The organism is Pelomonas candidula, from assembly GCF_043555985.1.
GTDB classification, from domain to species: domain Bacteria; phylum Pseudomonadota; class Gammaproteobacteria; order Burkholderiales; family Burkholderiaceae_C; genus Pelomonas; species Pelomonas candidula.
This window is the reverse complement of record NZ_JBIGIC010000002.1, coordinates 231845-256392: the sequence shown is the minus strand read 5'-3', so window position 1 is coordinate 256392 and position 24548 is coordinate 231845. Positions and strand designations below refer to the sequence as shown.

The window sequence follows — 24548 nt, the reverse complement described above, 5'->3', positions numbered from 1 at the left end:
TTGGAGCATTGGCCGGCCTCAGCCGGCGTGCAGCAGCGCAGCCAGCCCGCCGCACAGCGCCAGCGGCACGGCCAGTGCCGGGATGATGATGCGCGCGAAGCGCCAGCCGCCGGCGGCGGCCGCGGTGATGCAGCGTGTCACGCTGTTGCAGGTGAAGGCCAGCAGCAGGCCCAGCAGCAGCGGGCCGGTGCTGATCGTGCCGGCGGCCCGCAGGCCGGCCAGCGAGGCGATCGGCGCGTGCACGTCGGCAAAGGCGGTCAACGCCACGGCGCCGTACAGGCCTTCGCTGCCGAACCGCTCGCGCGCCCACGTGACGGTGACCGTCACGGCGCTCAGCATCAGCGACAGCAGCAGGGCCTCGCGCGGGCGCAGCGGCCCGCTGCGCCCGGCGACCGCGGCTGCCGAGGCGGCGTCCTTTTCCAGCCGGTGCGAACGGTGCGCCAGCAGCACCCCCAGGCCGGCGCACAGCAGGCCGCCCAGCAGCGTGACGGGCAGCACGCCCAGCGCGGCCTGCGGAGCGATCGCGAACACCATGGCCTGGGCCTGCAGCCAGGAGGCCGCCGTCGACATGACCGCGCCGGCCACGCAGGCCAGGCGCAGGCCCGGCTGGCTGCGCGACCGGCTGCCCATGGCGGCGATGGTGGCCGTGCTGGACACCAGCCCCGACAGCAGGCCCGACAGCGCCAGCCCCGCCTGCGGGCCGGCCAGGCGCAGCGCGATGTGGCCCGTGGCCTGCAACGCCAGCAGCATCAGCATCAGCCCCATCAGCGAATGCGCCTTCATGTCGGCCAGCCACGGCAGCGGCTGCTGTGGCATCAGCGGCAGCACCACCAGTGCCAGCGCGCCCAGCAGCAGGCCGTCGTGCAATTCCTCCTCGCGCAGCACCTCCGTGGCGAAACGGTGCAGCCTCGGGCGTGCGGCGAGCAGGGCCGTCAGCACGACGGCCGCAGGAGCGCCCAGCAGTGGCGCCGTCACGCACAGCGCGCCGATCAGGCAGGTGACCAGCAGGGCCAGCGCGCGCGTCAGACCGGGGTCGCGGCCGTGGCTGCGTGCGTAGGACAGGCCGCCCAGCGCCGTGACGGCCAGCGCGGTGACGGCCACCAGTCCCGGCAGCGCCAGCGCCTGGGCCAGCGCGCCGCCCAGCGAGGCCAGCGTGAACGTGCGCAGCCCGGCGGGCTCGCCATGCGGACCGCGCTGCTTGTGGCGTTCGCGCTCCAGCCCGATCAGCAGACCGCTGCCCAGCGCCGCGGCCAGCCCGGTGATGAGGTCGGAGGAGACGCCGAAGGCCGCGCCGTCCATCACCAGGCGACGGTCTCGCCGTGCTGCGGCACGCGCACTGGCCAGCCCAGCTCGTCCTGGATGCGGCCGCGCAGCGCGTCGGCGGCGGCGGGTTCGCCGTGCACGACGTAGACCTGCTCGGGCGGTCGTGGCAGCGCGCGCAGCCACTGCAGCAGCCCGTCGGCATCGGCGTGTCCCGAGAAGCCTTCGAGCTGGCTGATCTCGGCATTCACCGGCACCCAGCGGCCGCGGATCTTGATCTCGCGCTCGCCCCCCACCATGCGCGCGCCCCGCGTGCCGCCGGCCTGGAAGCCGGGAAAGGCGATGTGGTGGCGGGGCTGCGGTGCCAGCGTTTCGAGGTAGTTCAGCACCCGGCCGCCGGTGGCCATGCCGCTGGCCGAGATGACCACGGCCGGCTTCGCACGCGGCGCGGCCAGGCTGGCGGCCAGCTTGACGCTCTGGGCCTGCTTGGTGACGTAGCGCACGCGGTCGGTCAGGCTGGCGGCCTCGCTGGCTGAAATGCGCAGCAGCTTGGCGTGCCTCAGGGTCAGCTCGGTGGCCTGCTCGGCCATCGGGCTGTCCAGCCAGATCGGTACGTCCAGCGGCAGCTCACCGGCGTTGCGCAGCCGTTGCAGCACCAGCAGCAGCGCCTGCGCGCGGCCGACGGCGAAGCTGGGCAGCAGCACGGAGCCACCGCGCTTGAGCGTCGTTCGCAGGATCTGCCCGAGCCGGGCCTGCGCGTCCTCGGGCGGATGCAGGCGGTTGCCATAGGTCGACTCGATGAGCACGATGTCAGCCGCCGGCGGCACCTGCGGCGTGGGCATCATGAGGTCGCCCACGCGGCCCACGTCACCCGAGAACAACAGCGAGCGCGTGCCCTGGCGCACGTGGACGGACGTGGCGCCCAGCAGGTGGCCGGCGGGCGTGAAGCGCACCTCGGTGCCGCCCAGCGTGACGCGGCCATCGCGCGGCACGGCGACGAACTGCTTCATCGTCGCCTCGGCCTCGCGCACGCTGTACAGCGGCAAGGCCTTCTCGTGGCGGCTGGAGCCGTCCTTGTTGGCGCGGCGGGCGTCCTCCTCCTGCAGGTGGGCGCTGTCGCGCAGCAGCACGTCGCAGAGGTCGCGCGTGGCGGCCGTGGCGTAGATCTGGCCCTTGAAACCCTGGCGGCGCAACGCGGGCAGGTAGCCGCAGTGGTCCAGGTGGGCGTGGGACAGCAGCACGGCGTCGAGCTGCATCGCGGGGGTGCCGAGGGGCATCCAGTTGCGCTCGCGCAGGGCCTTGAAGCCCTGGAACAGGCCGGCGTCCAGCAGCAGGCGCTGGTCACCCAGCGTCAGCAGGTGGCGCGACCCGGTGACGGTGTCGGCCGCGCCGAGGAAGGTCAGCTTCATGGGGTTCCCAGGGTTTGCAGGTCCCCGGATTCGAGCACCTGCACCGCCGGGCCGGGCTGATCCAGCGCAAGCCGCAGTGCACGGGCCACGCGCTGCGGCGAGATCGGCCGCCAGCGCCTGGGGATGAGGCCGGCGACGGGGCGCACGAGCCGCAGCGTCCAGGCCTCGCCGTTGCGGCGCGGCTGGTCCAGCGCCTCGCGGTGGCCGTCCAGCAGCGATGGCCGGGCGATGACCAGGCGCTCGAAGCCCAGCGCGATCAGCGCGTCCTCGGCCTCGCCCTTGACGCGGTTGTAGAACACGCCGGAGCGCGCGCTGGCGCCCAGCGCCGAGACCAGCCCGCAGTGCGTTGCGCCGCGCTCGCGGGCTGCGCGCGCAACGGCGACGACGGCGGCGAAGTCCACGGCGCGGAAGGCCGCCTGCGAGCCGGCCTGGGCCATGGTCGTGCCCAGCGCGATGAAGACGCGACGCGGCGCGGGCAGGTCGGCAGGCAGGGCTTGCAGGTCGACGATGGCCTCGCGGCGCCGCGCGTTCGGCGGCAGGCCGGCGAGCGGCCGTCGCACGAGGGCGAGCAGCGGTGCGTCGCTCAACTGCGCCAGCAGCTCCCGGCCGATGAGGCCGCTGGCGCCGGCAACCCAGGTCAGGTCGGGGGAAGGCATGGCCCGATCTTAGAGAGGGCCCAGTCGCGGCGCGGAAGGGGCCTGGCGCTTCATCGGCGGGGTGTCATTCGAGCGTGATCTGCAGGGCCTGCAGCGAGGCGGCTCCGGGCTGCCAGCGGCCGCGCACGGTCAGCGAGCGGCCGTTGCGCAGGCCCAGGGCGCTGCCGCTGCCGAAGCGGGTGGCAGCCGTCCACTGCACCTGCCAGCCCTTGAGCATGAAGCTGTTGCGGGTGCGGTCCAGGCCGCTCAGCCGGCCGCTGATCTCCAGCGGCTCGGCCGCCTCGGCGGACACCTCGGTGGCGACCAGCACGCCATTGACCATCTTGCCCCGCACCTCGGCCGTGGCGCCGGCCTGCAACTGAGCCAGGCCTTCGATCTGGGCGTGGCTGGCGTCCACCGGCACGCCGTCGAGCGCGAACTGGCGTGCCGATGTGAACTGCGTGACCAGGCCCTGGAGCTCGGCCTCGAGGCCGTCGGGCGGGCGCAGCGCGTCGTCGCGGGCCTGCAGCAGTTGCCAGCTGCCGTCGGCCAGCGGTGCGCCGAGCACGAGGCGCACGACCGCGCCCGCCGCGAGGCCGGCCGGGATGATGGAGGCGTCCGCCGCCCGTGCGACCAGCGTGCCGACCTGCAGCCAGTCGGCGCCGCGGTCGCCCAGCACGCCGCGCAGCATGGGCGCGTCGTTGGGCTGGGCTCGTTCTATCCGGGTCGCGACGATGCTGCCGGCGGCCAGGTCGAGCCGGCCCCAGACCTGCACGTCGGGCGGCGTGCCGGCCGCATTGGGGCCGCGCAGTGCGCTAGTCGGTGCGCTGACGTGCTGGCCCAGCACGAGCAGGCTGCGGCTGTCCAGCCAGATGGCGGGGCCGACGACCTGGGTGTCGACGATGACCGAATAGGCCTGCGCCGATGCGGCGACGACGGGACCGGCCAGCACGCGGGCCGTCATGCCCGCGGCGATGTCGTTGCCGTGCAGCGCCTCGCCATTGCCGTCGCTGAGCTCGGCGTCGCGTGTGTCGAGGCTGACGCCGCCGACCGTCAACGGCGACGTGGCCGTGATGGCCGCGCTCAGGAAGCTCCGGATGCGCCCGGTGCCGCCGGTTGCGACGCCCAGTGGATGGGCCGTGGGCTCGGCGGCGGGCTGCACATCGGGCAGGTCGCCGCCACCGCCGCCGCAGGCGCTCAGGCTGCCGGCACCGGCGAGGGCCAGCCACTGGCGGCGCGTCAGCGAGGAGGAGTCATGGCTGGGGCAGTGGGTCATCGTCGGGCTCCGATTCGGGCTCGTGGTAGGTGAAGACACCCAGGCGCGCGCGGTGCGTGCCGGGGCGGCCGGCGGCCTGGTCGGCGGCGATCAGGCGCTCCAGTTCGGGGATGAGCTCTGCGCGCAGCCGGGTCCACTGTGCGCGGGCCAGGTCGCCGATGGCGGCGGCTGACTGCTCACTCAGCTCGTCGGCATAGATGGCCTGCTCGAAGTGCCGGCGGTCGCGGTGCACGACGTTGTCCGTGGCGGCGGCGAGGTGGTCGCCGACATTGGCGCCGAGGAAGCCGAACATCTGCGCGTCGTCCTGCGTGGGCGATACACGGTCGGGCTCGAAGTGCACGGTCTGGCCGTCGTCCGACAGGCGCACCAGGCCCAGGCGCAGCATCTCGTCGAGCAGGCTGCGAGGATGGACGTGGCGGGTGATGGCCTGGGCGATGCTGTCGAAGCTGGGCGCCGGGCCGCTGCGCGGCAGCGGGCCTGGCTGGCCGTCGGGGCCGGCGCAGTCGGGGTGGGTCATCCAGTGCGCATAGAGCCGCCCGGCCGGGCTGGGGCGCTGTGCGGGCAGGGGGGGCAGTTCGCCACTGAGCCGCGCCACCTCGCGCCGGCTCAGGCCGGTGGCCGTGGCGACCTGGCTCACGTCGCGCGCTCCGCTGGCTCCCGTGGCCTGGCGGGCGTCGCGAGCGGCGCGCACGAAGGCGCGCTTGAGCAGTTCCTCCACGGGCGCATGCGCCAGGCCGTGGGCCACGCACAGGCGCGCCAGCGGCACGAGCAAGGCCTCGAGGGCGGGAAGTAACAACTCATCACGTTTGTCCATTTGACGGCTTGATTCTGGTCGCCCAACATGAAATGCGCAATTTGCGCATTTGTTCGAAATCGTAAGCGACGAGGAGACGCCAGATGCCGACCTACACCCTCAATGTGAACGGGCGGGACCAGCAGGCCGCCGTCAGTTCATCCGACATGCCTCTGCTGTGGGTGCTGCGTGACGTGCTCGGCCTGACCGGCACCAAGTACGGCTGCGGCATCGAGATCTGCGGCGCCTGCACCGTCTGGGTCAACGGCGAGCCGCAAAAGAGCTGCGACATGGACGTGTCGTCCGCCGTGGGCAAGCGCATCACCACCATCGAGGGCCTGTCCCCCGACCGCAGCCACCCGGCGCAGAAGGCCTGGGTGCTGCATCAGGTGCCGCAGTGCGGCTACTGCCAGAGCGGCATGCTGATGAGCGTGGCGGGGGCGATGAACGCCGGCCACCACGGCGCCGAGATCGCGGGCGAGGTCAGCAACCTCTGCGTCTGCGGCACCTACCAGCGCATCCGCACGGCCGTGGCCGGGCTGTGAGGAGGGCGCCATGAATGCACGCATCCCCGACATCCCCGAAGCAGCCGGCCTGGACCGACGCCAGTTCCTCGCCGCCGGCACCGGCCTGACGCTGGGCCTGGTGCTGGCCGGCAAGGCCGAGGCGGCCACCGCCACCGCCGTCAACGCCTGGCTGACCATCGCCGGTGACGGCAGCATCACGCTGGCCAGCGGTGCGTCCGACATGGGCCAGGGATCGTTCTCGGGCCTGGCCCAGATCCTGTGCGAAGACCTGATGGTGGACCCCGCCGCCGTGCGCGTCGTGCCGGCGGCGCCGTCCCTGGCCAGCCCGGCGCCTGTCGGCGTGGCGATCAACACGGTGGGCTCCAGCGTCACGCGCAGCAACTTCTGGCGGCTGCGCGATGCCGGCGCCGTTGCGCGCGAGATGCTGGTCGGCGCGGCCATGGTGGAGCTGGGCGATGCGGCGCGGGCCAACTACGCCGTGGCCAACGCGGTCGTGACCCACCTGCCCACGGGGCGCCGCCTGGGTTACGGCCAGCTGGCAGCCCGCGCCGCCACGCTGCCGGTGCCGGCCTCGGCGCCGCTGGTGCCGGACGCGCAGCTGCGCTGCATCGGCAAACCGCTGCCGCGGGCCGACATCCCGGCCAAGGTGGACGGCAGTACGGTCTACGGCATCGACGTGCGCCGGCCCGGCATGGTCTACGCGGCCATTCGCCACTGTCCGACTTTCGGTGGCGTGCTGGCGGCCACACCGGCGACGCCCGGCGGCGCGCTGGCGGTCGTGCCCGTCAAGGTGGCGCCGGGCACGGCGCGCGGGCTGGAGGCGGTGGGTCATGTCAACGCGGTGGCTGTCGTGGGCCCGACGACCTGGGACGCCTGGCAGGCCGCCCGGCGCCTCAACCTGAAATGGACGTTGCCGGCCAACGCGGCGGCGCTGAACAGCACGCAGTTCGTGGCCGACGCGCAGGCGCTGATGGCCTCGGCCACACCCTATGCCGCCGGCGCCGCCAACGGCCCCGGCACGGCCTACACGGTGGAGCGTAGCGGCGCCCCCGAGGCCGCCATCGCGGCGGCTGATCTCAAGCTGGAGGCCAGCTACAGCCTGCCCTATGTGTCGCATGCCTGCATGGAGGTGCTGAACTGCACGGTGGACTACCAGGCCGGCGTGGGCTGCGAGGTCTGGGCGCCGACGCAGTCGGCCAAGTCGGCGCTGACGCTGGTGATGGCGCTGACCGGCATGACAGCGTCGCAGGTCACCATCCACGTCACGGCGCTGGGCGGCGGACTGGGGCGCAAGGCCGAGCTGGACTTCATCTCCCAGGCCGTGCAGGTGGCGATGGCAGTCAAGAAGCCGGTCAAGCTGATGTGGCCGCGCGAGGAGGACTTCACCCACGACCAGTACCGGCCCATGGCCCTGGTGCGCGTGCGCGCCGGGTTGAACAAGTCGGGCCAGGTGCTGGGCTGGACCTACCGGAACGTCTCGCCGTCCATCCTCGGCCAGCGTGGCGTGCAGCTGCCAGCCACGGGCGACAGCCAGGGCTACGAAGGCTCGCAGGCGCTGCCCTACGACTTCGGTGCGCGGCTGACCGAGTGGGTCAGCCACACGTCCGGCATCCCGGTGGGCTTCTGGCGTTCGGTGGGGGCGTCCATCAACACCTTCGCGGTGGAATCCATGGTCGACGAGCTGGCCCTCGCGGCCGGTGCCGACCCCTATCAGTACCGCCGCGCGCGGCTGACCGATGCACGCTGGCTGGCCGTGCTGGACGCGGCGGCCCAGGCGGCCGGCTGGGGCGGCGCGGTGCCCGCGGGCCGCGCGCGCGGCATCGCCATCGGCACGGCCTTCAACAGCGTCGTGGCCCAGGTGGTGGAGGTCAGCGCGACGGCGGCCGGCCCCAAGGTCACCCGGGTCTGGCTGGCCATCGACTGCGGCTGGGTCGTGAACCCGGACTCGGTGGAGGCACAACTGATCGGCGGCATCGTGCACGGCCTGAACGCGGCGCTCTACGGCAAGCAGACTTTTGTCAACGGCGCGGCGCAGGCCAGGAACTTCAACGCCAGCCGCATGATCCGCCTCGGCGAGATGCCGCAGGTCGTCGTCAAGCTGATGCCCCAGCCCGCGCTGCTGGACCGCAATGCCGTGATGGGCGGCGTGGGCGAATTGGGCGTGCCGACGCTGGCACCCGCGCTGGCTAACGCCTGGGCGCGGCTCAGCGGCAAGCGGGTGAGAGCGCTGCCCTTCTACCCGAATGCCACGATGAGCGACGGCTGAGGTTTCTCTCGGGTCAACCGCCACCCCGGAACGGCGGCATCGGCTTTCCAAACCAGGGACATCGCCATGAAAACTCTGCTCACGCTTCTCGGTGGACTGGTGCTCTGCACGGCGGCGCAGGCCCAGACCGCCATTGCGCTGACGACGGCCGCTCCCAGCCCCTTCACGGCGCTGGAGCCGTTGGGCTGCAATGTCGCCAACACCGTCTGCCGCTACACCGATGCTGCGACGCATGCGATGAAGATCGTCGTGGCGCCGCAATCGGCCTTGTTCCTGACGGTGGATGACACTGCCTACACCGTCACCCAGGCCACATCGACCGTGCTGGTGAACACGCTCTACCGCGAGGTGTTCGACCTGGAATACACGCTGGCGCCGACGGCCACGTTGTCCGGCACGAAGACGATGGCGCGCAGCGGCTCAGGACGTGGCGGTTGGGCCTGGCACACGCATCTCGACTTCTCGGTGCTGACGATCTACTGAACCCAGGGTCGATCAGCGCAGCACCTGCAGCAGGCGCCGGCTCAGCAGCCCGCGCAGGTCGCGGCGCTGGTCGCAGACGATGTGGATGTAGACGACATCTGCCGTCGGCTCGTAGATGACACGGTTCTTGCCCGAGACGAGCTGGCGGTAGCGCTCGCTGCCGAGTTCGGCGAGTTCGTCGGGCACTGCGCCCGACAGCGGGAAGGCTCTCAGCGTGTCGACCGTGACGCGCAGCCGGGTCAGCGTGTCGGTCCAGGCCGGCGCGCCGAACTTCTTCAGCACGTAGCGGCGAATGTCCTGCAGGTCCTGCTCGGCGCCGGGCAGGAAGACGACCCTCATGCGACGTCGCCCTTTTCAAGGTCGGCGAACACCTCGTCGGCATCGCGCCCGCGCCCGGCGGCGATGTCACGCTGGCCCAGCGACAGCAGCTTCAGCAGGGCCAGCGTCTCCTGCTGCCGTTCGTAGGCATGCACGTCCATGACGACCAGCCGTGCCTCGCCGTTTTGCGTGATCAGCAACGGCTCGCCGGATTCGGCGATGTCGTTGGCGATGCTGGCTGCGTGGCTCTTGAGGTAGCTGATGGGTTTGACTTGGGCGGTGAGCATGTCGGCACCGTTGAGAGGGGTGGCCTGAATATAGACCAAATTCAGTCTCAGTCATCCTCCAGCAGCGCGGCCAGCGCTGCCGCGTCCAGCGGCGCCACCTGACCGTCGCCCTCCAGCATGCCCTCGGCCAGGCCGCGCTTGTCGCGGTGCAGCTCGATGATGCGCTCCTCCACCGAGCCGGCCGTCACGAGGCGGTAGACGGTCACCGGCCGCTGCTGGCCCATGCGGTGGGCGCGGCCGCTGGCCTGGTCTTCGGCAGCGGGGTTCCACCACGGGTCGACGATGAGCACGTAGTCCGCCATGGTCAGGTTCAGGCCGAAGCCGCCGGCCTTCAGGCTGATCAGGAAGACCTCGCCTTCGCCCCGCTGGAAAGCCGCGACGCGCTTGGTGCGTTCGGCCTGCGGCGTGCTGCCGTCCAGCCGCTGGAAGGGCAGGCCCATCTGCATGACGCGCTCGGCCAGCAGGTCCAGGTAGTCGGTGAACTGGCTGAACACCAGCGCCTTGTGGCCTCCCGCCACCAGCTCGCGCACGATGGCTTCGAACTCGGCCATCTTGCTGCCCACCAGGCCTAGCTCGGGCGACACCAGGCGCGGGTCGCAGGCGGCGCGGCGCAGCCGCATCAGCTCGGCCAGCACCTGCATCTGGGCGCCACGCTCGGGGTCGGCTGCGGCAGCAGCGACGCTGGCACGCGCATCGCGGCGCAGCGCTTCAAGGAAGTGCCGCTCCTGCTCGGTCGGCTCCACGCGGTGGACGATCTCGGTGCGGGCCGGCAGATCCTGCAGCACCTGGGCCTTGGTCCGGCGCAGCAGGAAGGGTGCGACGAGGCGGCGCAGCCGTGCGCGGGTGGGTGCGTCCTGCTGGCGCTCGATCGGGCTGGCAAAGCGCTCCGTGAACTGCTGCGGCGAGCCCAGCAGGCCCGGGTTGACGAGGTTCATGATGGACCACAGGTCCGCCAGCCGGTTCTCCACCGGCGTGCCGGACAGCGCCAGACGGAAGTCGGCGTCGAACTCGGCCACCGATTTCGCCCGTTTGGTGGCTGCGTTCTTCAGCGCCTGGGCTTCGTCCAGCACGAGGCTGGCCCATCGCCGCGCGGCGAAGCCGTCGGCATCGATCTGCGCCAGCGCGTAGCTGGCCACGACGACGTCGCCCGGACCGGCGGCCTGCAGCAGCGCGGCGCGGTCGGCGGCATCGGCGTAGACCTGCACGTTCAGCCCCGGTGCGAAGGCGGCGCACTCCGCCGCCCAGTTACCGCAGACCGAGGTCGGCGCCAGCACCAGCGCCGGGCCGAGCGCGTTGCGCTCGATGAGCAGCGCCAGCGTCTGCACCGTCTTGCCCAGGCCCATGTCGTCGGCCAGGCAGGCGCCGAAGCCGGCGGCAGCGAGGCGACTCATCCACGCGAAGCCCTCGGCCTGGTAGCCGCGCAGCTCGGCGCGCAGCGACTTCGGCGGCTGGGGCTGCAGCGCGGCGGCGGCCATCAGCCTCGCCACGCGGTCCTGCCAGGCGGTGTCGCCCGCCAGTTGCACACCGGTCAGGCCTTGCTCCAGCCAGGCCGCGCTGGCCAGGGGCAGCTGCAATTCGCCCTTCTTCGTCTGGCCCAGCGCGTCCAGGTCGCGCAGCTGCTGGCGCAGTTGTTCGGACAGCGCCAGGTAATGCCCCTCGGCCAGCCGCACGAAGCGGCTCTGGCTGGTGCGGCTCAACGCCAGCAGCTCCTGCAGGCCCAGCACGCGGCCTTCGTCGACGCGGGCCTCGCCGTTGACGGCCAGCCAGTCGCGCCTGCTGCTGACCGAGATCTGCACGGCCGCGCCATCGACCGGCAGCACGCGCACCGGCTTGCCCTTGGGCCAGGCGAGCGCGGCGATGCCGGGCAGGCCGGGCAGGCGCTCGACGGCGGCCAGCGCCTCCTCGGCATTGTCCAGCAGCCAGGGCTGGTCGGGCGGCTGCTCGGGGTCCAGGAAGGGCAGGGCGGCGATGACGTCGGCGCGGTGTCGGGCCTCAAGGGTCAAGTCGCGTTCGGTGGCGAGGCTCACGCCCTCGTGCAGGCACATCAGCCGCTCACGGCCCTGGCCCGGCGTGACGGCGGGGCCGAAGTCGCCGAAGGGCTGGGCCACCAGCAGCAGCTGCAGGCCGTCGCCCTGCGGCGTCAGGCGGGCGTGCAGGCGGCTGTCGCCGGCCACGCGCTGGCCGGCCTCGGCGTCGGAGTGCAGCTGGAAGTGGCCCGTCAGCACCTGCAACGCACTGCCCAGCTCGGCGGTGGCGTCGGCCGGCACCTGCCAGCCCTGCGCCACCAGCTCGGCGACGCGGCGCTGCGTCGGCGTGATGCGGATCAGCCGCGCGCGGCCCGGGCCTTCGATCACGACGCGTTGCGCGTTGCGGCGCTCGCGCTCGGCTTCGGCCTGGGCGCCAAACAGCGCGCCGGCGTGCGGCGGCTCGGCGGCGATCAGCGGCGGGTGCAGATGGAACTTGAACGCGGTCGTGCCGCCGTTCTCGACGCGCCGCACCTCCAGCTCGGGCAGGCCCTCGGCCAGCTCCACCCACTGGCCCGGCGCGTCGGCCAGCATCAGGTGCGGGTGACCGATCAGCGCAACCAGAGCCTGGCTCACGTCCAGCCGCAGGTCGTGCACGCCGGCCCAGGCGTCGCGTTCGATGTGGCGCAGCACGAGGTTGTCGCGGCTGCGCTGGGCGCCCTGTTTCTTCAGCTTGGCCAGCGTGACGGGCTTGAACTTGACGCCGCCGCGTGCGCCCGTGGTCATCTCCAGCGGCTCGAGCGTGTGGACGCGGCCGGCAGCGTCGAGCTTGAGCTGCCAGGCCAGCTCGGCCTTGGCGGCGCCACCGGCAGGCTTGCCGTCGTCGCTGATGCTGGTGATGGCCGCCAGCGCGTCGCGCCACGCCGGGCGCGGCTGGCTGAGCATGTTGGTGGCGTGCGTAGGCTCGGCGCCACCGAGTTGCAGCCGGTGCAGTGCGGCATCGACGTATTCGGCCAGCAAGGCCTGCTCGGGCCTCAGGTGGGCCAGCAGGTCGGCACCCAGCTCGGGCGTCCAGCCGGGCGCGGGCTTGCCCAGCCAGGCGCACAGCAGCAGCCGGTCGGCGGGCGCGGCATCGCCCGGCGCGTGGGGTACGAAGGCGGCTTCGAGGAAGCTGTCCTCGCCGAGCCGGACGCCGATGCCGTGCGCCCACAGCCCCCAGGCCTCGTAGGCAGTGGGGCTGCGGCTGCCGGACTCGGCGACGGCGTACTTGCGCGCCTGCGCCCAGGCCTTGGGGTCGTCCTGGGCCAGCAGCGCGAGCAGGTAGAGCCGTGCCGTGTCCAGCGGCAGCGCATTGCGGCGGCTGCGGCTGGCGGTGTGGATGGCCTTGATGGCGGTCTCGAAGCCTGTGGCTGCCTCGGCCCAGCGGCCGGCGACGAGGGCGCGCGTGGCGGCCAGCAGCGTGATGCCGGGACCTTCGAGGCCGTGCTGCAGTTGCGCCGCGCGGTCCAGCTGCAGGGCATGCAGATCCGCCTCGGCCAGGCGGGCACGCATGGAGATGCTGAGCTCGCCGGTGTGGGCCAGCAGCCAGGCGCGCAGCTCCGCGCGCACCGGATGGCTGGCGGGCAGGGTGTCCAGCAGCAGGCCGAGTGTGACGTCGCGCAGCTCGGGGTCGATCTGCGACAGCAGGCCGGGCAACCAAGGGGTGACCAGGGCCTCTGCCGCCAGCATCGGGTCGCTCAGCTCGGTCAGCCGCGTGGCGAGCAGTTCGTGGAACTGGGCGGCCGGCATGCCGGTGTACAGCATCAGGCGCAGCACCGTGCGCATGTCGTCGAGGTGGCGGAAGCTGACCCAGCCGACGGGCTCGCGCCAGTCGCCGCGGCCCGGTCCCAGCAGCCACAGGCGCTGGCGCCAGTAGTGCTCGGCCTCGGGAGCCAGCAGCAAGGTTTGCAGGCGTTCGGCATGGTCGGCCAGCACGACGTGCGTGCCCTTGCCTTGCAGGTACTCGGCGCGTTGCTGCGCCGCGAGGGCCTGCAAGCCGTCACGCACCGAATAGTGGTCGAAGCTGCTGCCGTCGGCGCGCTGGCGCCCGGTCATGGCCAGCCACTGCAGCACGGCGTTGATGCTGGCGGTGCCGCCCAGCAGCAGCACGGCGTCGAGCAGGGCCTGGAGGTCGGCCTCGGGCGGCGGCTCGGTGGCGGATGCTCGTGCGGCGGCTCCATCGCGTGCCCGACGCAGCATCTCTTCGCCGGAGACGACGCTGCCGTCGGGCAGCTGGAACTTGAGTGAGTTGTCGATCGGGGAGCGGGCCATGCGCGGGATTAGATCAGCCAAGAAAAAACGGCCTGCCCCGTGAAGGGCAGGCCGTCGCGTCGATGAAGCGGCGTGCTCAGCGCTTGGGTTGCGTCAGGCGCGGGCCGTTGGTGTGGCGTGGTGCGCCACCGTCACGGCTGGGCTGGCCTTGCGGCTTGGGCGCCGTGCGGGCGCCGCCATGGCCGGTATGCGCACCGGCGGGCTTGGCGCCACCGTGGCCGGCGTGGGCCTGGGGCTTGCCGCCACCGCCGCCACCTGGGCGGCCACCGTCACGCGAGCCGCCACGGTTGTCGCCGCCGCGGCCGCCGCCATTGCCACCACCCGGGCGGCCGCCACGGCCGGCGTGCTGCGGCGGGTTGGGGTTGCGGCCCCGGCTGCCATTGGGGTTCAGCACGGTGCGGCCCAGCACGATGGGCTCGGCCTTCTCGTTCGGGTCGGGCGCGAAGCCGGGCACGATCTCCTTCGGGATCTCGCGCTTGATGAGCTTCTCGATGTCGCGCAGGAAGCCGTTCTCGTCCACGCAGACGAGGCTGACGGCTTCGCCCTGGGCGCCGGCGCGGCCGGTGCGGCCGATGCGGTGGACGTAGTCCTCCGGCACGTTGGGCAGCTCGAAGTTGACGACGTGGGGCAGCTGGTCGATGTCGATGCCGCGGGCCGCGATGTCGGTGGCGACGAGGCAGGTCAGGTCGCCCGACTTGAAGTCGGCCAGCGCCTTGGTGCGCGCGCCCTGGCTCTTGTTGCCGTGAATGGCCATGGCGCTGATGCCCTGGTCGTTCAGGTAGTCCGTCAGGCGGTTGGCGCCGTGCTTCATGCGCGTGAACACCAGCACCTGGTGCCAGTCGCCGCTCTTGATGAGGTGCACCAGCAGTTCCTTCTTGCGCTCGCGGCCCACGGGGTGGACCTTCTGCGCGATCTGGTCGTTGGTCTGGTTGCGGCGGGCCACCTCGATGAGGGCCGGCTGGTTCAGCAGGCGGTCGGCGAGGTTCTTGATGTCGTCGCTGAAGGTGGCGCTGAACAGCAGCGTCTGCTTCTGCGCCGGCAGCAGGGCCAGCACCTTCTTGATGTCGTGGATGAAGCCCATGTCCAGCATGCGGTCGGCTTCGTCCAGCACCAGGATCTCGACCTTGCTCAGGTCGAGGTTGCCCAGGCCGGCGTGGTCCAGCAGTCGGCCGGGGGTGGCGACGAGGATGTCGACGCCGTCACGCAGCTTGTTGATCTGCGGCTGCATGCCGACGCCGCCGAACATGACCATGCTCTTGAGCTGGGGCAGGTACTTGCCGTAGGTCTGCACGCTCTCCTCGACCTGGGCAGCCAGTTCGCGGGTGGGCGTCAGCACCAGGGCGCGCACGGCGGGGCGGCCGCGCTTGTCCAGCGTGCGCTGGCCGGCCTGCAGGCGGTGCAGCATGGGCAGCGTGAAGCCGGCGGTCTTGCCGGTGCCGGTCTGGGCGCCGGCCATCAGGTCACCGCCCTTCAGAACGGCGGGAATGGCCTGGGCCTGGATGGGGGTGGGGGAGGTGTAGCCAGCGTCGGCGATGGCCTTGAGCAGCGGTGCCGCAAGGCCGAGGGTGTCGAAACTCATCGAATCCTAGGAAAGGGGAGGGCACGCCAACAATCACCGGGGCTCGCCGTGCCGCCGGGCGGCGACACCAGTCTTCGGGCAAGCCAGGCCGCGTGCGGGGGCTCAGAAAAATGAAACGCCGCGCAAGACTGAGAGCGCGGCGTTCGCGGCCATTCTAACGGCCCCACCATGAAGCGGCCGTGACCGAGGTCATGCCCGGTCCGCCATTGCGGCGACAATAGCGCGATCGCAGGCCCTCCACGGGGCCTGCCGCCATTTCAGCCTCACAGGATTTGCCCCATGGCCCAGTACGTTTTGCCTTCGGCCAAACGATTGCCTGCCTTCGGCAGTCCTCGTTCATCTCATTCACTCGGAGCCCTTTAGCCATGGCGCAATACGTTTTCAGCATGAACCGTGTCAACAAGACGGTTCCCCCCAAGCGCCACATCCTCAAGGACATCTCGCTGTCCTTCTTCCCCGGCGCCAAGATCGGCGTGCTGGGCCTGAACGGTTCCGGCAAGTCCACGCTGCTGAAGATCATGGCCGGCGTCGACAAGGAGATCGAGGGCGAAGCCGTGCCGATGCCCGGCATCAAGATCGGCTACCTGGAGCAGGAGCCCAAGCTGAACGCCGAGCAGACCGTGCGTGAGGCCGTCGAGGAAGGCATCGGCGGCGTGCTGGCGGCCAAGAAGCGCCTGGACGAGGTCTATGCGGCCTACGCCGAGCCGGATGCCGACTTCGACAAGCTGGCCGCCGAGCAGGGCGAGCTGGAAGCCATCATCGCCGCCGCCGGTTCCGAGAACACCGACCTGCAGCTGGAACTGGCTGCCGACGCGCTGAACCTGCCGCCGTGGGACGCCGTCATCGGCGTGCTGTCCGGCGGCGAAAAGCGTCGTGTCGCGCTGTGCCGTCTGCTGCTGAGCAAGCCCGACATGCTGCTGCTCGACGAACCGACCAACCACCTGGACGCTGAAAGTGTCGAGTGGCTGGAGCAGTTCCTGCAGCGCTTCCCCGGCACCGTCGTGGCCATCACCCACGATCGCTACTTCCTCGACAACGCCGCCGAGTGGATTCTCGAACTCGACCGTGGCCACGGCATCCCCTGGAAGGGCAACTACTCCGACTGGCTGGACCAGAAGGAACGCCGCCTGGAGCAGGAGCAGAAGTCCGAGGACGCCCGCGCCAAGGCGATGAAGGAAGAACTCAAGTGGGTGCGCTCCAACGCCAAGGGCCGCCAGGCCAAGAGCAAGGCGCGTCTGGCCCGCTTCGAAGAACTGAGCGACGTCGAATACCAGAAGCGCAACGAGACGAACGAAATCTTCATCCCCGTGGCGGACCGCCTGGGCAATGAAGTCATCGAGTTCGAGGGCGTGTCCAAGAGCTTCGGCGACCGCGTGCTCATCGACAACCTGTCGTTCAAGGTGCCTGCCGGCGCCATCGTCGGCATCATCGGGCCCAACGGTGCCGGCAAGTCGACGCTGTTCCGCATGATCCAGGGCGTGGAGCAGCCGGACTCGGGCACGGTCAAGATCGGCAAGACCGCCAAGCTGGCCTTCGTGGACCAGAGCCGCGCCAGCCTCGACGGCAGCAAAACCGTGTGGGAAGACGTCTCGGGCGGCCTCGACAACATCGTCGTCGGCAAGTTCGTCATGCCCAGCCGCGCCTATCTGGGCCGCTTCAACTTCAAGGGCAACGACCAGCAGAAGCTCGTCGGCTCGCTGTCTGGCGGTGAGCGTGGTCGCCTGCATCTGGCCAAGACGCTGGCGCAGGGCGGCAACGTGCTGATGCTCGACGAACCGTCCAACGACCTCGACGTCGAAACGCTGCGCGCGCTGGAAGAGGCGCTGCTGGAGTTCGCCGGCTCGGCCATGGTCATCAGCCATGACCGCTGGTTCCTGGACCGCATCTGCACGCACATCCTGGCCTGCGAGGGTGACTCGCAGTGGTTCTTCTTCGACGGCAACTTCCACGAGTACGAAGCCGACAAGAAGAAGCGTCTGGGCGAGGAAGGCGCGCGCCCGAAGCGCATGCGTTTCAAGCCCATCAAGTAACGGGTTTTCGTGGCGGAGTGGGCGGCGTTCCACCAAAAGCAAAACGTTCCCTGTTTGCTTTCACAGTTCTTTACGCCGTCCCCAAAGATCCCACACAGGTGCCCTGGAAGATGACCTCACTGACTCTTCAACCAGGAGACCTTTGATGAAAGCCTTCCAGTTCCAGAACCTTCTGCGCGTCGGCACCGTGGCCGTGGCGCTGGCCCTCGGCGGCGTGGCTGCCCAGGCTCAACCCGGTCACCACGGCGGCCCGCAGGGCGGCCCGCCGCCGATGGGCCTGTTCGGTGGCCACATCGAGCATGTGCTGGACCTTGTCGGCGCGACTGACTCGCAGCGCAGCCAGATCGAAGCCATCTTCAAGGCCGCCCATGAAGACCTGAAGGGCCAGCACGAAGCCGGCCGCAAGCTGCACGAGCAACTTGGCACGCTGTACACCGCCGCCAACATCGACGCTGCCGCCATCGAGTCCGTGCGCGCGCAGATCAGCGCCCAGCAGGACGTTGCCTCCAAGCGCCTCAGCCAGGCCACGATCGACGCGGCCCGTGTGCTGACGCCCGAGCAACGCGCGAAGATCGCCGACGTGGCGCAGAAGCGCCAGGCTCGCGCCGCAGCCCACCGTCCGGGCTGATTGCCCCTCGGCGAGGAGTTCTGCGATGCTTGAGCCCCGACCCACCGGCGCCGAAGCGCGCCGGCCTCCGTTTACTTCGCTGGCTCCCCCGATGAGTGCTCGACTGCTGTTGATTGATGACGACGCCCGCCTGACCGGCATGGTGGGCGACTACCTGCGCTCCGCCGGCTTCGAGGTCAGCGCTGCCGGCAGCCTGGCCCAGGCCCGCGACGCGCTGGCCCACGGCCGTTTCGAGCTGCTGGTGCTGGACCTGATGCTGCCCGATGGCGACGGCCTGGACTTCTGCCGATGGCTTCGCGGCGACGCGCGCTGGCGCCACCAGCCGGTGCTGATGCTGTCAGCCCGTGGCGAGCCCATGGACCGCATCCTGGGCCTGGAGCTGGGTGCGGACGACTACCTTGCCAAGCCCTTCGAGCCCCGCGAGCTGCAGGCGCGCATCAAGGCGCTGCTGCGCCGCCTGGAGCCCAAGCTCGACGGCGACGAGGTGCTGCGCTTCGGGCGTCTGGAGATCGACCTTGCCGCCCGCGTGGCGCGCCTGGACGGCAAGATCTGCGACCTGACCAGCCATCAGTTCGACCTGCTCGTCGTGCTGGCGCAGAGCCCCGGCCGCGTGCTGAGCCGCGACCAGATCATGGATGCACTCAAGGGCCACCCGCTGGAGGCCTTCGACCGTTCCATCGACGTGCACATCTCGCGCATCCGTGCCGTCATCGAGGACGATCCCAAGAACCCGCGCCGCGTGTTGACAGTGCGCGGTGCAGGCTATGTCTTTGCCCGCAAGCAGGACGCCGACGCCGACGCTGCATGACGTGGTACCCCTCGCCCAGTCTCACCGCGCTGAACGCGGGCGAGCCCAGTCGGTCCCCCGAGGGGACGGCGATGCTTGCCGGATCGACCGGCAAGCACATCGCCAACGCGGGCCGGCTAGGGAGCGGCCCGGCGCTCGGCCCGCAAACCATGCCCCGCTGAATTGAAATCTCTTTACGTCCGCATCTATCTGACGCTGGTGGCGCTGCTGCTGGCGTTTGCCTTTGGGTCCGCCTGGCTGTTCCAGCGTCACATCGAGCAGGAGCGCGGCAGCGCCGAACAGTCGGCGGGCGAGCGGCTGAACGCGATGGCGGCGCTGCTCAGGCTCGCGCTGCCGCCAGCCACCGCCCCTCGTGAGGCGCAGGCGGCTTCGTTTGCCGAGTGGGGGGGGCGGCTGCGCATGCCGGTGGCCCTGGAGGACGCGGACGGCAAGGTCATCGCGACCACGCCGATGTTCCAGCGCCGTGTGGACGACCCGGGGGCCATCGTCGTCAGCGCCGCCCTCGGCGATGGACGCAGCCTGGAGACGGTGCGTACCGTCCGCCCGCCGAACACGCAGGCCGGCGGTCCGGGTGCCTCCGGTCCCGAGGGCCGCGGCGGTTTCGGCCATGGCGCCGTACCCGACAGCGGCCCTGGGCCTGGCCCTGGCGCGCGCCCGCAGCGCCAGGACGACGGCCCCTGGACAAGCCCCTGGCTGCACCGCCCGGTGTCGCCGGGGGCGCCGGCCGTGTCGACGCTGGCCATCGTTCTGGTCCTGCTGTTCATTGGCGTCGCCGTGGGCGCCTATCCGGTCGTGCGTCGGCTCACGCGCCGCTTGGAGTCGCTCAAGCGGGGCGTCGAGCAGTTCGGTGCCGGGCAACTGCACCACCGTGTGGACGACAGCGGCCGCGATGAGGTGGCAGCCGTGGCCCACAGCTTCAACCAGGCGGCCGAGCGCATCGAGACGCTGCTGCGCTCGCACCAGACGCTGCTGGCCAATGCCAGCCACGAGCTGCGCTCGCCGCTGGCGCGTCTGAAGATGGCCTTCGCGATGCTGGACGACGCCGCGCCGGCTCAGCGCGAGCGCCTCGCGCGCGAAATCGACGTCAACATCGCCGAGCTCGACGCCCTCGTCGAGGAGGTGCTGCTGGCCAGCCGCCTCGAGGCGGGCAGTTCGATGGGTGACACGTTCGCCGTCGAACTGCTGGCTCTGGGCGCCGAGGAGGCGGCCCGTGCCGAGGCGAGCTTCGAGCCCGAGACCGATACCGCCCGTGTCGACGGCCAGGAGCGGCTGCTGCGCCGTGCGCTGCGCAACCTGCTGGACAACGCGTGCCGCTACGGCGGGCCGGACGTCGAACTCTCGCTGCGCCCGGTGGCCGGCGGCTACGAGCTCGCCGTGGCCGACCGCGGCCCCGGCGTGCCGGCGGAGCTGCGCGAGCGCATCTTCGAGCCGTTCTACCGTCTGCCCGGCCATGCCGAGATGGCGGGTGGCGTGGGCCTGGGGCTCAGCCTCGTCAAGCAGATCGCCGAGCGCCACGGCGGCAACGTGCGCTGCCTGCCGCGCGATGGCGGCGGCAGCCGTTTCGTGATCTTCCTGCCTGCAGCCAAGCGCTGATCGCGATGCGACGCAGGTATTTCGGGCCGAGCGCTGGGCCGCTCCCGAGCCGGCCCGCCTGACGTCGCTTGCGGCTCAAGGCCGCCAGCGACGGCGTCCCCGCTGGGGACCGGCCAGACGCATCGCGTTCAGCGGCGTGCGGCGGGACGCGGGGTTGCGTGATCTAGCGGTTTTCGTCGAAGACACGCTTGAGCAGCAGGCTCAGCAGCAGCCCGGCTGCCAGCAGGCCAGCCGTTGCGGCCTGCCAGAAACCCACTGCACCCTTGGCGTGGGCACCGAACGCCAGGAAGTAGCCGCCGCCGATGCCCAGGCCCCACAGCGCGATGATGTAGATGACCATCGGCAGCGTGGCCACGTGGTACGCGCGCAGCACATGGGCCGCCACCGTCTGCAGCGCGTCGCCGAGGTGGAAGAACCACACCCACACCAGCAGCGGCAGCGCCGCGGCGGCGGTCTCGGGGTTGGACGTGTACAGCGACACGATGGGTTCCCGCGCCAGCGCCACGACGGCGCCCACCGTGGCCGCCACCAGCACGCCCAGCACCATCGCATGCCGGCCCACCGTGCGCGCCTCGCGCTTCTCGCCGGCGCCCAGGTGCTGGGCCACCAGCGTGAGTGCCGACATGGCCAGCGCGAGCGCGATCATGAACATCATGGCCACGAGGTTGACGGCGATCTGGTGGCCCGCCACCGGCGTCGCGCCGACGCGCGCGATGAAGAAGGCCATGAAGGTGAAGCCCGTCACCTCGACGAGGATGGAGCCGCCCATCGGCAGCCCCAGCCGCACCAGCGCCCACAGCTCGGTGCTGTCGGGGCGCGTGCGCCACAGGTGCGGCACGGCGAAGGACCGGTAGAACGGGTCGCGGCGCAGCAGCGCCAGCGCGACGAGGGCCTGCGCCGTCATGGCGATGGCCGTGGCCCAGCCGCAGCCGCCCACACCCATCGCCGGGATGGGCCCCCAGCCGAAGACGAGCATCGCGTTCAGCGGCACCTTGGCAGCGAGGCCGGTCAGCTGCATGGCCATGACGGCCTTGGGGCGACTCACCGCCGTCGAGAAGCCGCGGAAGGCCGTGAACAGCAGGGCGGCCGGCAGCGCGAAGGCCTCGGGGCGCGTGTAGGCCTGCACCTTGGCTGCCTGCGCCGCGTCCAGCTGCGCCAGCCAGATGAAGGGCGTGGGGAACCACAGCGCCAGGCAGCCCGGTACGCACAGCAGCAGGGCCATCCACTGCGCCTGCACAAAGCTGCGGCCGGCGCCGGGCCGGTCATCGGCGCCGAAGTGCCGCCCGGCGATGGGGCCGATGGCGAGCACGATGCCCATCAGCCCGACGAAGATGCTCACGTAGGCCGCCGAGCCGACGGCGAACGCCGCCAGGTCCTGGGGGCCGACGCGTCCCATCATCAGCGTGTCGACCGTGCTGAACATCATCACGGCGATCTGCCCGACGAGCACCGGCCAGGCCAGCGGCACGAGGCGGCGGACGCTGTCGACGAAGCGAATCCTGGTCGTCATCTCTGCGCGCGTTCGGCGTAGCGGTTGAAGCGCCAGGCCGTGCCGTCGGACGTGATGCGATGCCAGACGACGCGCTTCTCGAACGGGTCGAGCGCGGGCCAGTGCTGCACCTCATCGAACGTGCGGCCGCAGCCTTTGCAGATGCCGTCGCCCTGGGCCGTGGAGCAGATGGCAATGCAGGGCGAGTCGGGCGTCGTCGCGTACCAGGCGAACCAGGCGTCCAGGGCCGCGTCACTCAGAGAGTCAGGGTCCAGCTCGGTCGCGCGGCTCCAGGCGAGCAGTGCATACGCCTCGGCCAGCGCGCGTACCTCGGGCGCGGCGCTGACGCCGTCGGGCGACGGCGAACGCTCGCGCCACCAGTTGATGGCGGCTTCGAGATCGGTGACATGGATCGTCGAATTCACGCAGCCAGTCCCATCGCCGCACGCACCTCGCGCAGCGTCTTGCGCGCGACGGCGCGGGCGCGCTCGGTACCGAGCTCCAGCGTCCACTTGACCTGCTGCGGGTCCAGCGCCGCGGCGCGTTCGCGCCAGGGGGCCTGTTCCTTCTGGATCGCCTCGATGAGTGGCTGCTTGCAGTCCAGGCAGCCGATGCTGGCGGTGCGGCAGCCTGTCTCGCAGGCGGTGCGCGTGCTCTCGTCGGTATAGATCTGGTGCAGCGGCCAGACGGGGCAGCGTGCCGGGTCGCCGGCGTCGGTGCGGCGCACGCGCCGCGGGTCGGTCGGCATGGTGCGGATCTTGGCCGCCGTGGCCTCGGGCTCGTCGCGCATCGCGATGGCGTTGCCGAGGCTCTTGCTCATCTTCTGGCCGTCCAGCCCGGGCACGCGGGCGGTCTCGGTCAGCAGCGCCTGGGGTTCGGCGAAGACCGGCGCGTCGGCCGCGTAGAGCCGGTTGAAGCGCCGCGCGACTTCGCGCGTCACCTCGACGTGGGCGGCCTGGTCCTCGCCCACCGGCACGCCGGCCGGCTTGTAGAGCAGGATGTCGGCCGCCTGCAGCAGCGGGTAGCCGAGGAAACCGTAGGTGGCCAGTTCGGGGTCTTCAGCGATCTGGTCCTTGTAGCTGGGCATGCGGGCCAGCCATGACGACGGCGTGCACATCGCCAGCAGCGTGAACAGCTCGGCGTGCTCGGGCATGCGGCTCTGCAGGAACAGCGTGCAGCGCTCGGGGTCGACGCCGGCGGCCAGCCAGTCGGTGACCATGTCGTAGCTGTGGCGGGCCAGCGTGTCACCGCTGGGGCGCTGCGTGGTCAGCGCATGCCAGTCGGCGACGAAGAAGAAGCCCTCATGGCTGTCCTGCAGCCGCACCCAGTTCTTGAGTGCGCCATGGTAGTGGCCGAGGTGGAGTGCGCCGGTCGGGCGCATGCCCGACAGGATGCGCGGGCGGGTGAGGACGGGTGTCGTCATGGGGCGCGGATTGTCGTTCAACGCCCTTGTCCTGCCGGTCGACATGGGTGGGCCGCCTACACTGACGCCCCATGAAGAGAGTGGTAATTCTGATTTCGGGGCGGGGCTCCAACATGGAGGCCATCGTGAAGGCCTGCAAGGCGGAGGGCTGGCCGGCCGAGGTGGCCGCAGTCATCAGCAACCGGCCCGACGCGGGTGGTCTGCAGTTCGCTGCCCAGCATGGCATCGCCACTGCCGTCGTCGATCACAAGGCCTTTGCCAGCCGTGAGGACTTCGACGCCGAGCTGGCCCGCGTCATCGACGGCTTCTCGCCCGACCTGGTCGTGCTGGCCGGCTTCATGCGTATCCTGACGCCGGGCTTCACGGCCCGCTACGCGCGGCGCATGCTCAACATTCACCCGTCGCTGCTGCCGGCCTTCACGGGCCTGCATACGCACGAGCGCGCGATCGAGATGGGCTGCAAGATCGCCGGCGTGACGGTGCATTTCGTCACCGCCGAGCTGGACCACGGCGCCATCGTCATGCAGGCGGCCGTGCCGGTGCTGGCTGGCGACGATGCGAAGACGCTGTCGGCCCGTGTGCTGACGGCCGAGCACCGTATCTATCCGCAGTCGGTGCGCTGGTTCGTCGAGGATGCGCTGGTGTGGGATGGTGAGAAGGTGCGCCACCGCGATGGCGCGGCGCAACATCTTCTGCTTGGCTAGACATCGCGCGCTCGCGGTGCATCGAACTTGCCGGCCAAGCGCTGGGCCGGTCCCGAGCTGACCCCTCTGGGGACCGCTAGGCTTGCCCGCGTTCAGCGAGGCAAGACTGGGCGAGCGGCTTAAGTCATTTTCAGCTGATCAAGCTGGCCAGGATGTTGATCGTCAGCGCCAGTACCCCCGTGTTGAAGGCGAAGGCCAGCAGGGCCTGAACCAGCACCAGCCGGCGCATTGCCTTTGAGCTGACGCCGACGTCCGACGTCTGCGACGTGGCGGCCACGGTAATCGAGAAGTACAGGAAGTCGCCGTAGTCCGGTGCGCCATCGTCACCTGGGAACTCCAGCCCGTGGGCCGCCTTGCCGCCCCCGTGGTACAGCGCGGCGTAGGCAATGCCGAACTCCACCGGCAGCAGCAGCCAGGAACTGCAGACCGTGGCCACCGCGAAGATCAAGGTGGGTGCCGGGGCTGAGTGGGCGGCGCGCGCCGTGTTCAGCTCCAGAGCGATGGCGCCGAAGCTGGCTACGGCGCCGCCGATGGCCAGCATCAGCATTACCGGCAGTCCGTCGGCGAGCCGGCTGGCGCGCCGCTGCACATCGACCGAACCGCCGTGCCCCAGCATCATCCACAGCACCAGCGGCAGGTAGATCCACAACGTGAAGTCCCAGCCCAGCAGCAGCCGTGTCGTCAGGGACAGGTCGGCGGGCCACAAGGCGGCGAGTGCGCCGCCGACAGCGATGGCCGACAGCAGCCGGGGGCGGAGACGCAATTG

General features: G+C 71.0%; 21 protein-coding genes. 8 read left to right on the top strand and 13 right to left on the bottom strand.

Going from position 1 to position 24548, the window contains the following annotated elements; all coding sequences use genetic code 11:
- Nucleotides 1-18: 18 nt before the first annotated feature.
- From ACG04R_RS04705 to ACG04R_RS04685, 5 genes are all read right to left on the bottom strand, one after another.
- Entirely contained in the window at nucleotides 19-1299 is a 1281-nt protein-coding gene (locus ACG04R_RS04705) for an MgtC/SapB family protein (protein ID WP_394406777.1), read from the bottom strand.
- Nucleotides 1299-2669, bottom strand: coding sequence for an MBL fold metallo-hydrolase RNA specificity domain-containing protein (locus ACG04R_RS04700; protein ID WP_394406775.1), 1371 nt, complete (start codon nucleotides 2667-2669; stop codon nucleotides 1299-1301). The genes ACG04R_RS04705 and ACG04R_RS04700 overlap by 1 nt, the downstream gene beginning before the upstream one ends.
- The gene (locus ACG04R_RS04695) at nucleotides 2666-3325 is read right to left on the bottom strand and encodes a Rossmann-fold NAD(P)-binding domain-containing protein (RefSeq protein WP_394406774.1); all 660 of its coding nucleotides are present in this window, start codon (nucleotides 3323-3325) and stop codon (nucleotides 2666-2668) included. The genes ACG04R_RS04700 and ACG04R_RS04695 overlap by 4 nt, the downstream gene beginning before the upstream one ends.
- Nucleotides 3326-3389: 64 nt before the next feature.
- Complete coding sequence (locus ACG04R_RS04690; RefSeq protein ID WP_394406772.1) at nucleotides 3390-4580, bottom strand: DUF5666 domain-containing protein; 1191 nt, start codon at nucleotides 4578-4580, stop codon at nucleotides 3390-3392.
- Nucleotides 4558-5394, bottom strand: a complete 837-nt coding sequence (locus tag ACG04R_RS04685; RefSeq protein ID WP_394406770.1) for a DUF6502 family protein — start codon at nucleotides 5392-5394, stop codon at nucleotides 4558-4560. Before ACG04R_RS04685 ends, ACG04R_RS04690 begins: the two co-directional genes overlap by 23 nt.
- A gap of 83 nt (nucleotides 5395-5477) precedes the next feature.
- Here ACG04R_RS04685 and ACG04R_RS04680 point away from each other — a divergent pair, with 83 nt between their 5' ends.
- The 3 genes from ACG04R_RS04680 (at nucleotide 5478) to ACG04R_RS04670 (ending at nucleotide 8649) form a co-directional block, all read left to right on the top strand.
- Complete coding sequence (locus ACG04R_RS04680) at nucleotides 5478-5918, top strand: (2Fe-2S)-binding protein (protein WP_394406768.1); 441 nt, start codon at nucleotides 5478-5480, stop codon at nucleotides 5916-5918.
- A gap of 10 nt (nucleotides 5919-5928) precedes the next feature.
- The gene (locus ACG04R_RS04675) at nucleotides 5929-8166 is read left to right on the top strand and encodes a xanthine dehydrogenase family protein molybdopterin-binding subunit (protein WP_394406766.1); all 2238 of its coding nucleotides are present in this window, start codon (nucleotides 5929-5931) and stop codon (nucleotides 8164-8166) included.
- Between the two features lie 66 nt (nucleotides 8167-8232).
- A complete protein-coding gene (locus ACG04R_RS04670; RefSeq protein WP_394406764.1) occupies nucleotides 8233-8649 on the top strand; it encodes a hypothetical protein in 417 nt (138 codons plus the stop codon).
- 12 nt (nucleotides 8650-8661) lie between these two features.
- Here the strand turns inward: ACG04R_RS04670 and ACG04R_RS04665 are convergent, their stop codons facing one another.
- The 4 genes from ACG04R_RS04665 to ACG04R_RS04650 all read right to left on the bottom strand — a co-directional run bounded on the left by ACG04R_RS04665 (nucleotide 8662) and on the right by ACG04R_RS04650 (nucleotide 15107).
- Entirely contained in the window at nucleotides 8662-8988 is a 327-nt protein-coding gene (locus ACG04R_RS04665; RefSeq protein ID WP_394406762.1) for a type II toxin-antitoxin system RelE/ParE family toxin, read from the bottom strand.
- Nucleotides 8985-9254, bottom strand: coding sequence for a type II toxin-antitoxin system Phd/YefM family antitoxin (locus ACG04R_RS04660; RefSeq protein ID WP_394406760.1), 270 nt, complete (start codon nucleotides 9252-9254; stop codon nucleotides 8985-8987). Before ACG04R_RS04660 ends, ACG04R_RS04665 begins: the two co-directional genes overlap by 4 nt.
- A gap of 47 nt (nucleotides 9255-9301) precedes the next feature.
- Nucleotides 9302-13528: a DEAD/DEAH box helicase gene (locus ACG04R_RS04655; protein ID WP_394406757.1), complete on the bottom strand. Its 4227-nt coding sequence runs from the start codon at nucleotides 13526-13528 to the stop codon at nucleotides 9302-9304.
- A 76-nt stretch (nucleotides 13529-13604) separates the two neighbouring features.
- Nucleotides 13605-15107 carry a DEAD/DEAH box helicase gene (locus tag ACG04R_RS04650; protein WP_394406755.1) on the bottom strand — a complete coding sequence of 501 codons (1503 nt, stop codon included), beginning with the start codon at nucleotides 15105-15107 and terminating at the stop codon, nucleotides 13605-13607.
- Nucleotides 15108-15472: 365 nt separating this feature from the next.
- Here ACG04R_RS04650 and ettA point away from each other — a divergent pair, with 365 nt between their 5' ends.
- The 4 genes from ettA (at nucleotide 15473) to ACG04R_RS04630 (ending at nucleotide 20166) form a co-directional block, all read left to right on the top strand.
- Nucleotides 15473-17137, top strand: a complete 1665-nt coding sequence (gene ettA, locus ACG04R_RS04645; protein WP_394406753.1) for an energy-dependent translational throttle protein EttA — start codon at nucleotides 15473-15475, stop codon at nucleotides 17135-17137.
- A 145-nt stretch (nucleotides 17138-17282) separates the two neighbouring features.
- Nucleotides 17283-17765 carry a Spy/CpxP family protein refolding chaperone gene (locus ACG04R_RS04640; protein WP_394406750.1) on the top strand — a complete coding sequence of 161 codons (483 nt, stop codon included), beginning with the start codon at nucleotides 17283-17285 and terminating at the stop codon, nucleotides 17763-17765.
- Between the two features lie 91 nt (nucleotides 17766-17856).
- Nucleotides 17857-18573, top strand: a complete 717-nt coding sequence (locus tag ACG04R_RS04635) for a response regulator (protein ID WP_394406748.1) — start codon at nucleotides 17857-17859, stop codon at nucleotides 18571-18573.
- A gap of 162 nt (nucleotides 18574-18735) precedes the next feature.
- Nucleotides 18736-20166 (top strand): sensor histidine kinase, encoded by a 1431-nt coding sequence (locus tag ACG04R_RS04630; RefSeq protein ID WP_394406746.1) that lies wholly within the window; start codon nucleotides 18736-18738, stop codon nucleotides 20164-20166.
- Between the two features lie 163 nt (nucleotides 20167-20329).
- Here the strand turns inward: ACG04R_RS04630 and ACG04R_RS04625 are convergent, their stop codons facing one another.
- From ACG04R_RS04625 to trpS, 3 genes are read right to left on the bottom strand one after another with little or no spacing between them, the layout of a single operon-like run.
- Entirely contained in the window at nucleotides 20330-21676 is a 1347-nt protein-coding gene (locus ACG04R_RS04625) for an MATE family efflux transporter (protein WP_394406743.1), read from the bottom strand.
- Nucleotides 21673-22080 (bottom strand): DUF3717 domain-containing protein, encoded by a 408-nt coding sequence (locus ACG04R_RS04620; RefSeq protein WP_394406741.1) that lies wholly within the window; start codon nucleotides 22078-22080, stop codon nucleotides 21673-21675. Before ACG04R_RS04620 ends, ACG04R_RS04625 begins: the two co-directional genes overlap by 4 nt.
- On the bottom strand, nucleotides 22077-23078 hold the full coding sequence (gene trpS / locus ACG04R_RS04615) for a tryptophan--tRNA ligase (protein ID WP_394406739.1): 1002 nt from the start codon (nucleotides 23076-23078) through the stop codon (nucleotides 22077-22079). The genes ACG04R_RS04620 and trpS overlap by 4 nt, the downstream gene beginning before the upstream one ends.
- 71 nt (nucleotides 23079-23149) lie before the next feature.
- Between trpS and purN the strand changes: the two genes are divergently transcribed.
- Nucleotides 23150-23782 carry a phosphoribosylglycinamide formyltransferase gene (gene purN / locus ACG04R_RS04610; protein WP_394406736.1) on the top strand — a complete coding sequence of 211 codons (633 nt, stop codon included), beginning with the start codon at nucleotides 23150-23152 and terminating at the stop codon, nucleotides 23780-23782.
- A gap of 130 nt (nucleotides 23783-23912) precedes the next feature.
- Here purN and ACG04R_RS04605 read toward each other — a convergent pair whose 3' ends face one another.
- On the bottom strand, nucleotides 23913-24545 hold the full coding sequence (locus ACG04R_RS04605; protein ID WP_394406734.1) for a DUF1345 domain-containing protein: 633 nt from the start codon (nucleotides 24543-24545) through the stop codon (nucleotides 23913-23915).
- Nucleotides 24546-24548 lie beyond the last annotated feature (3 nt).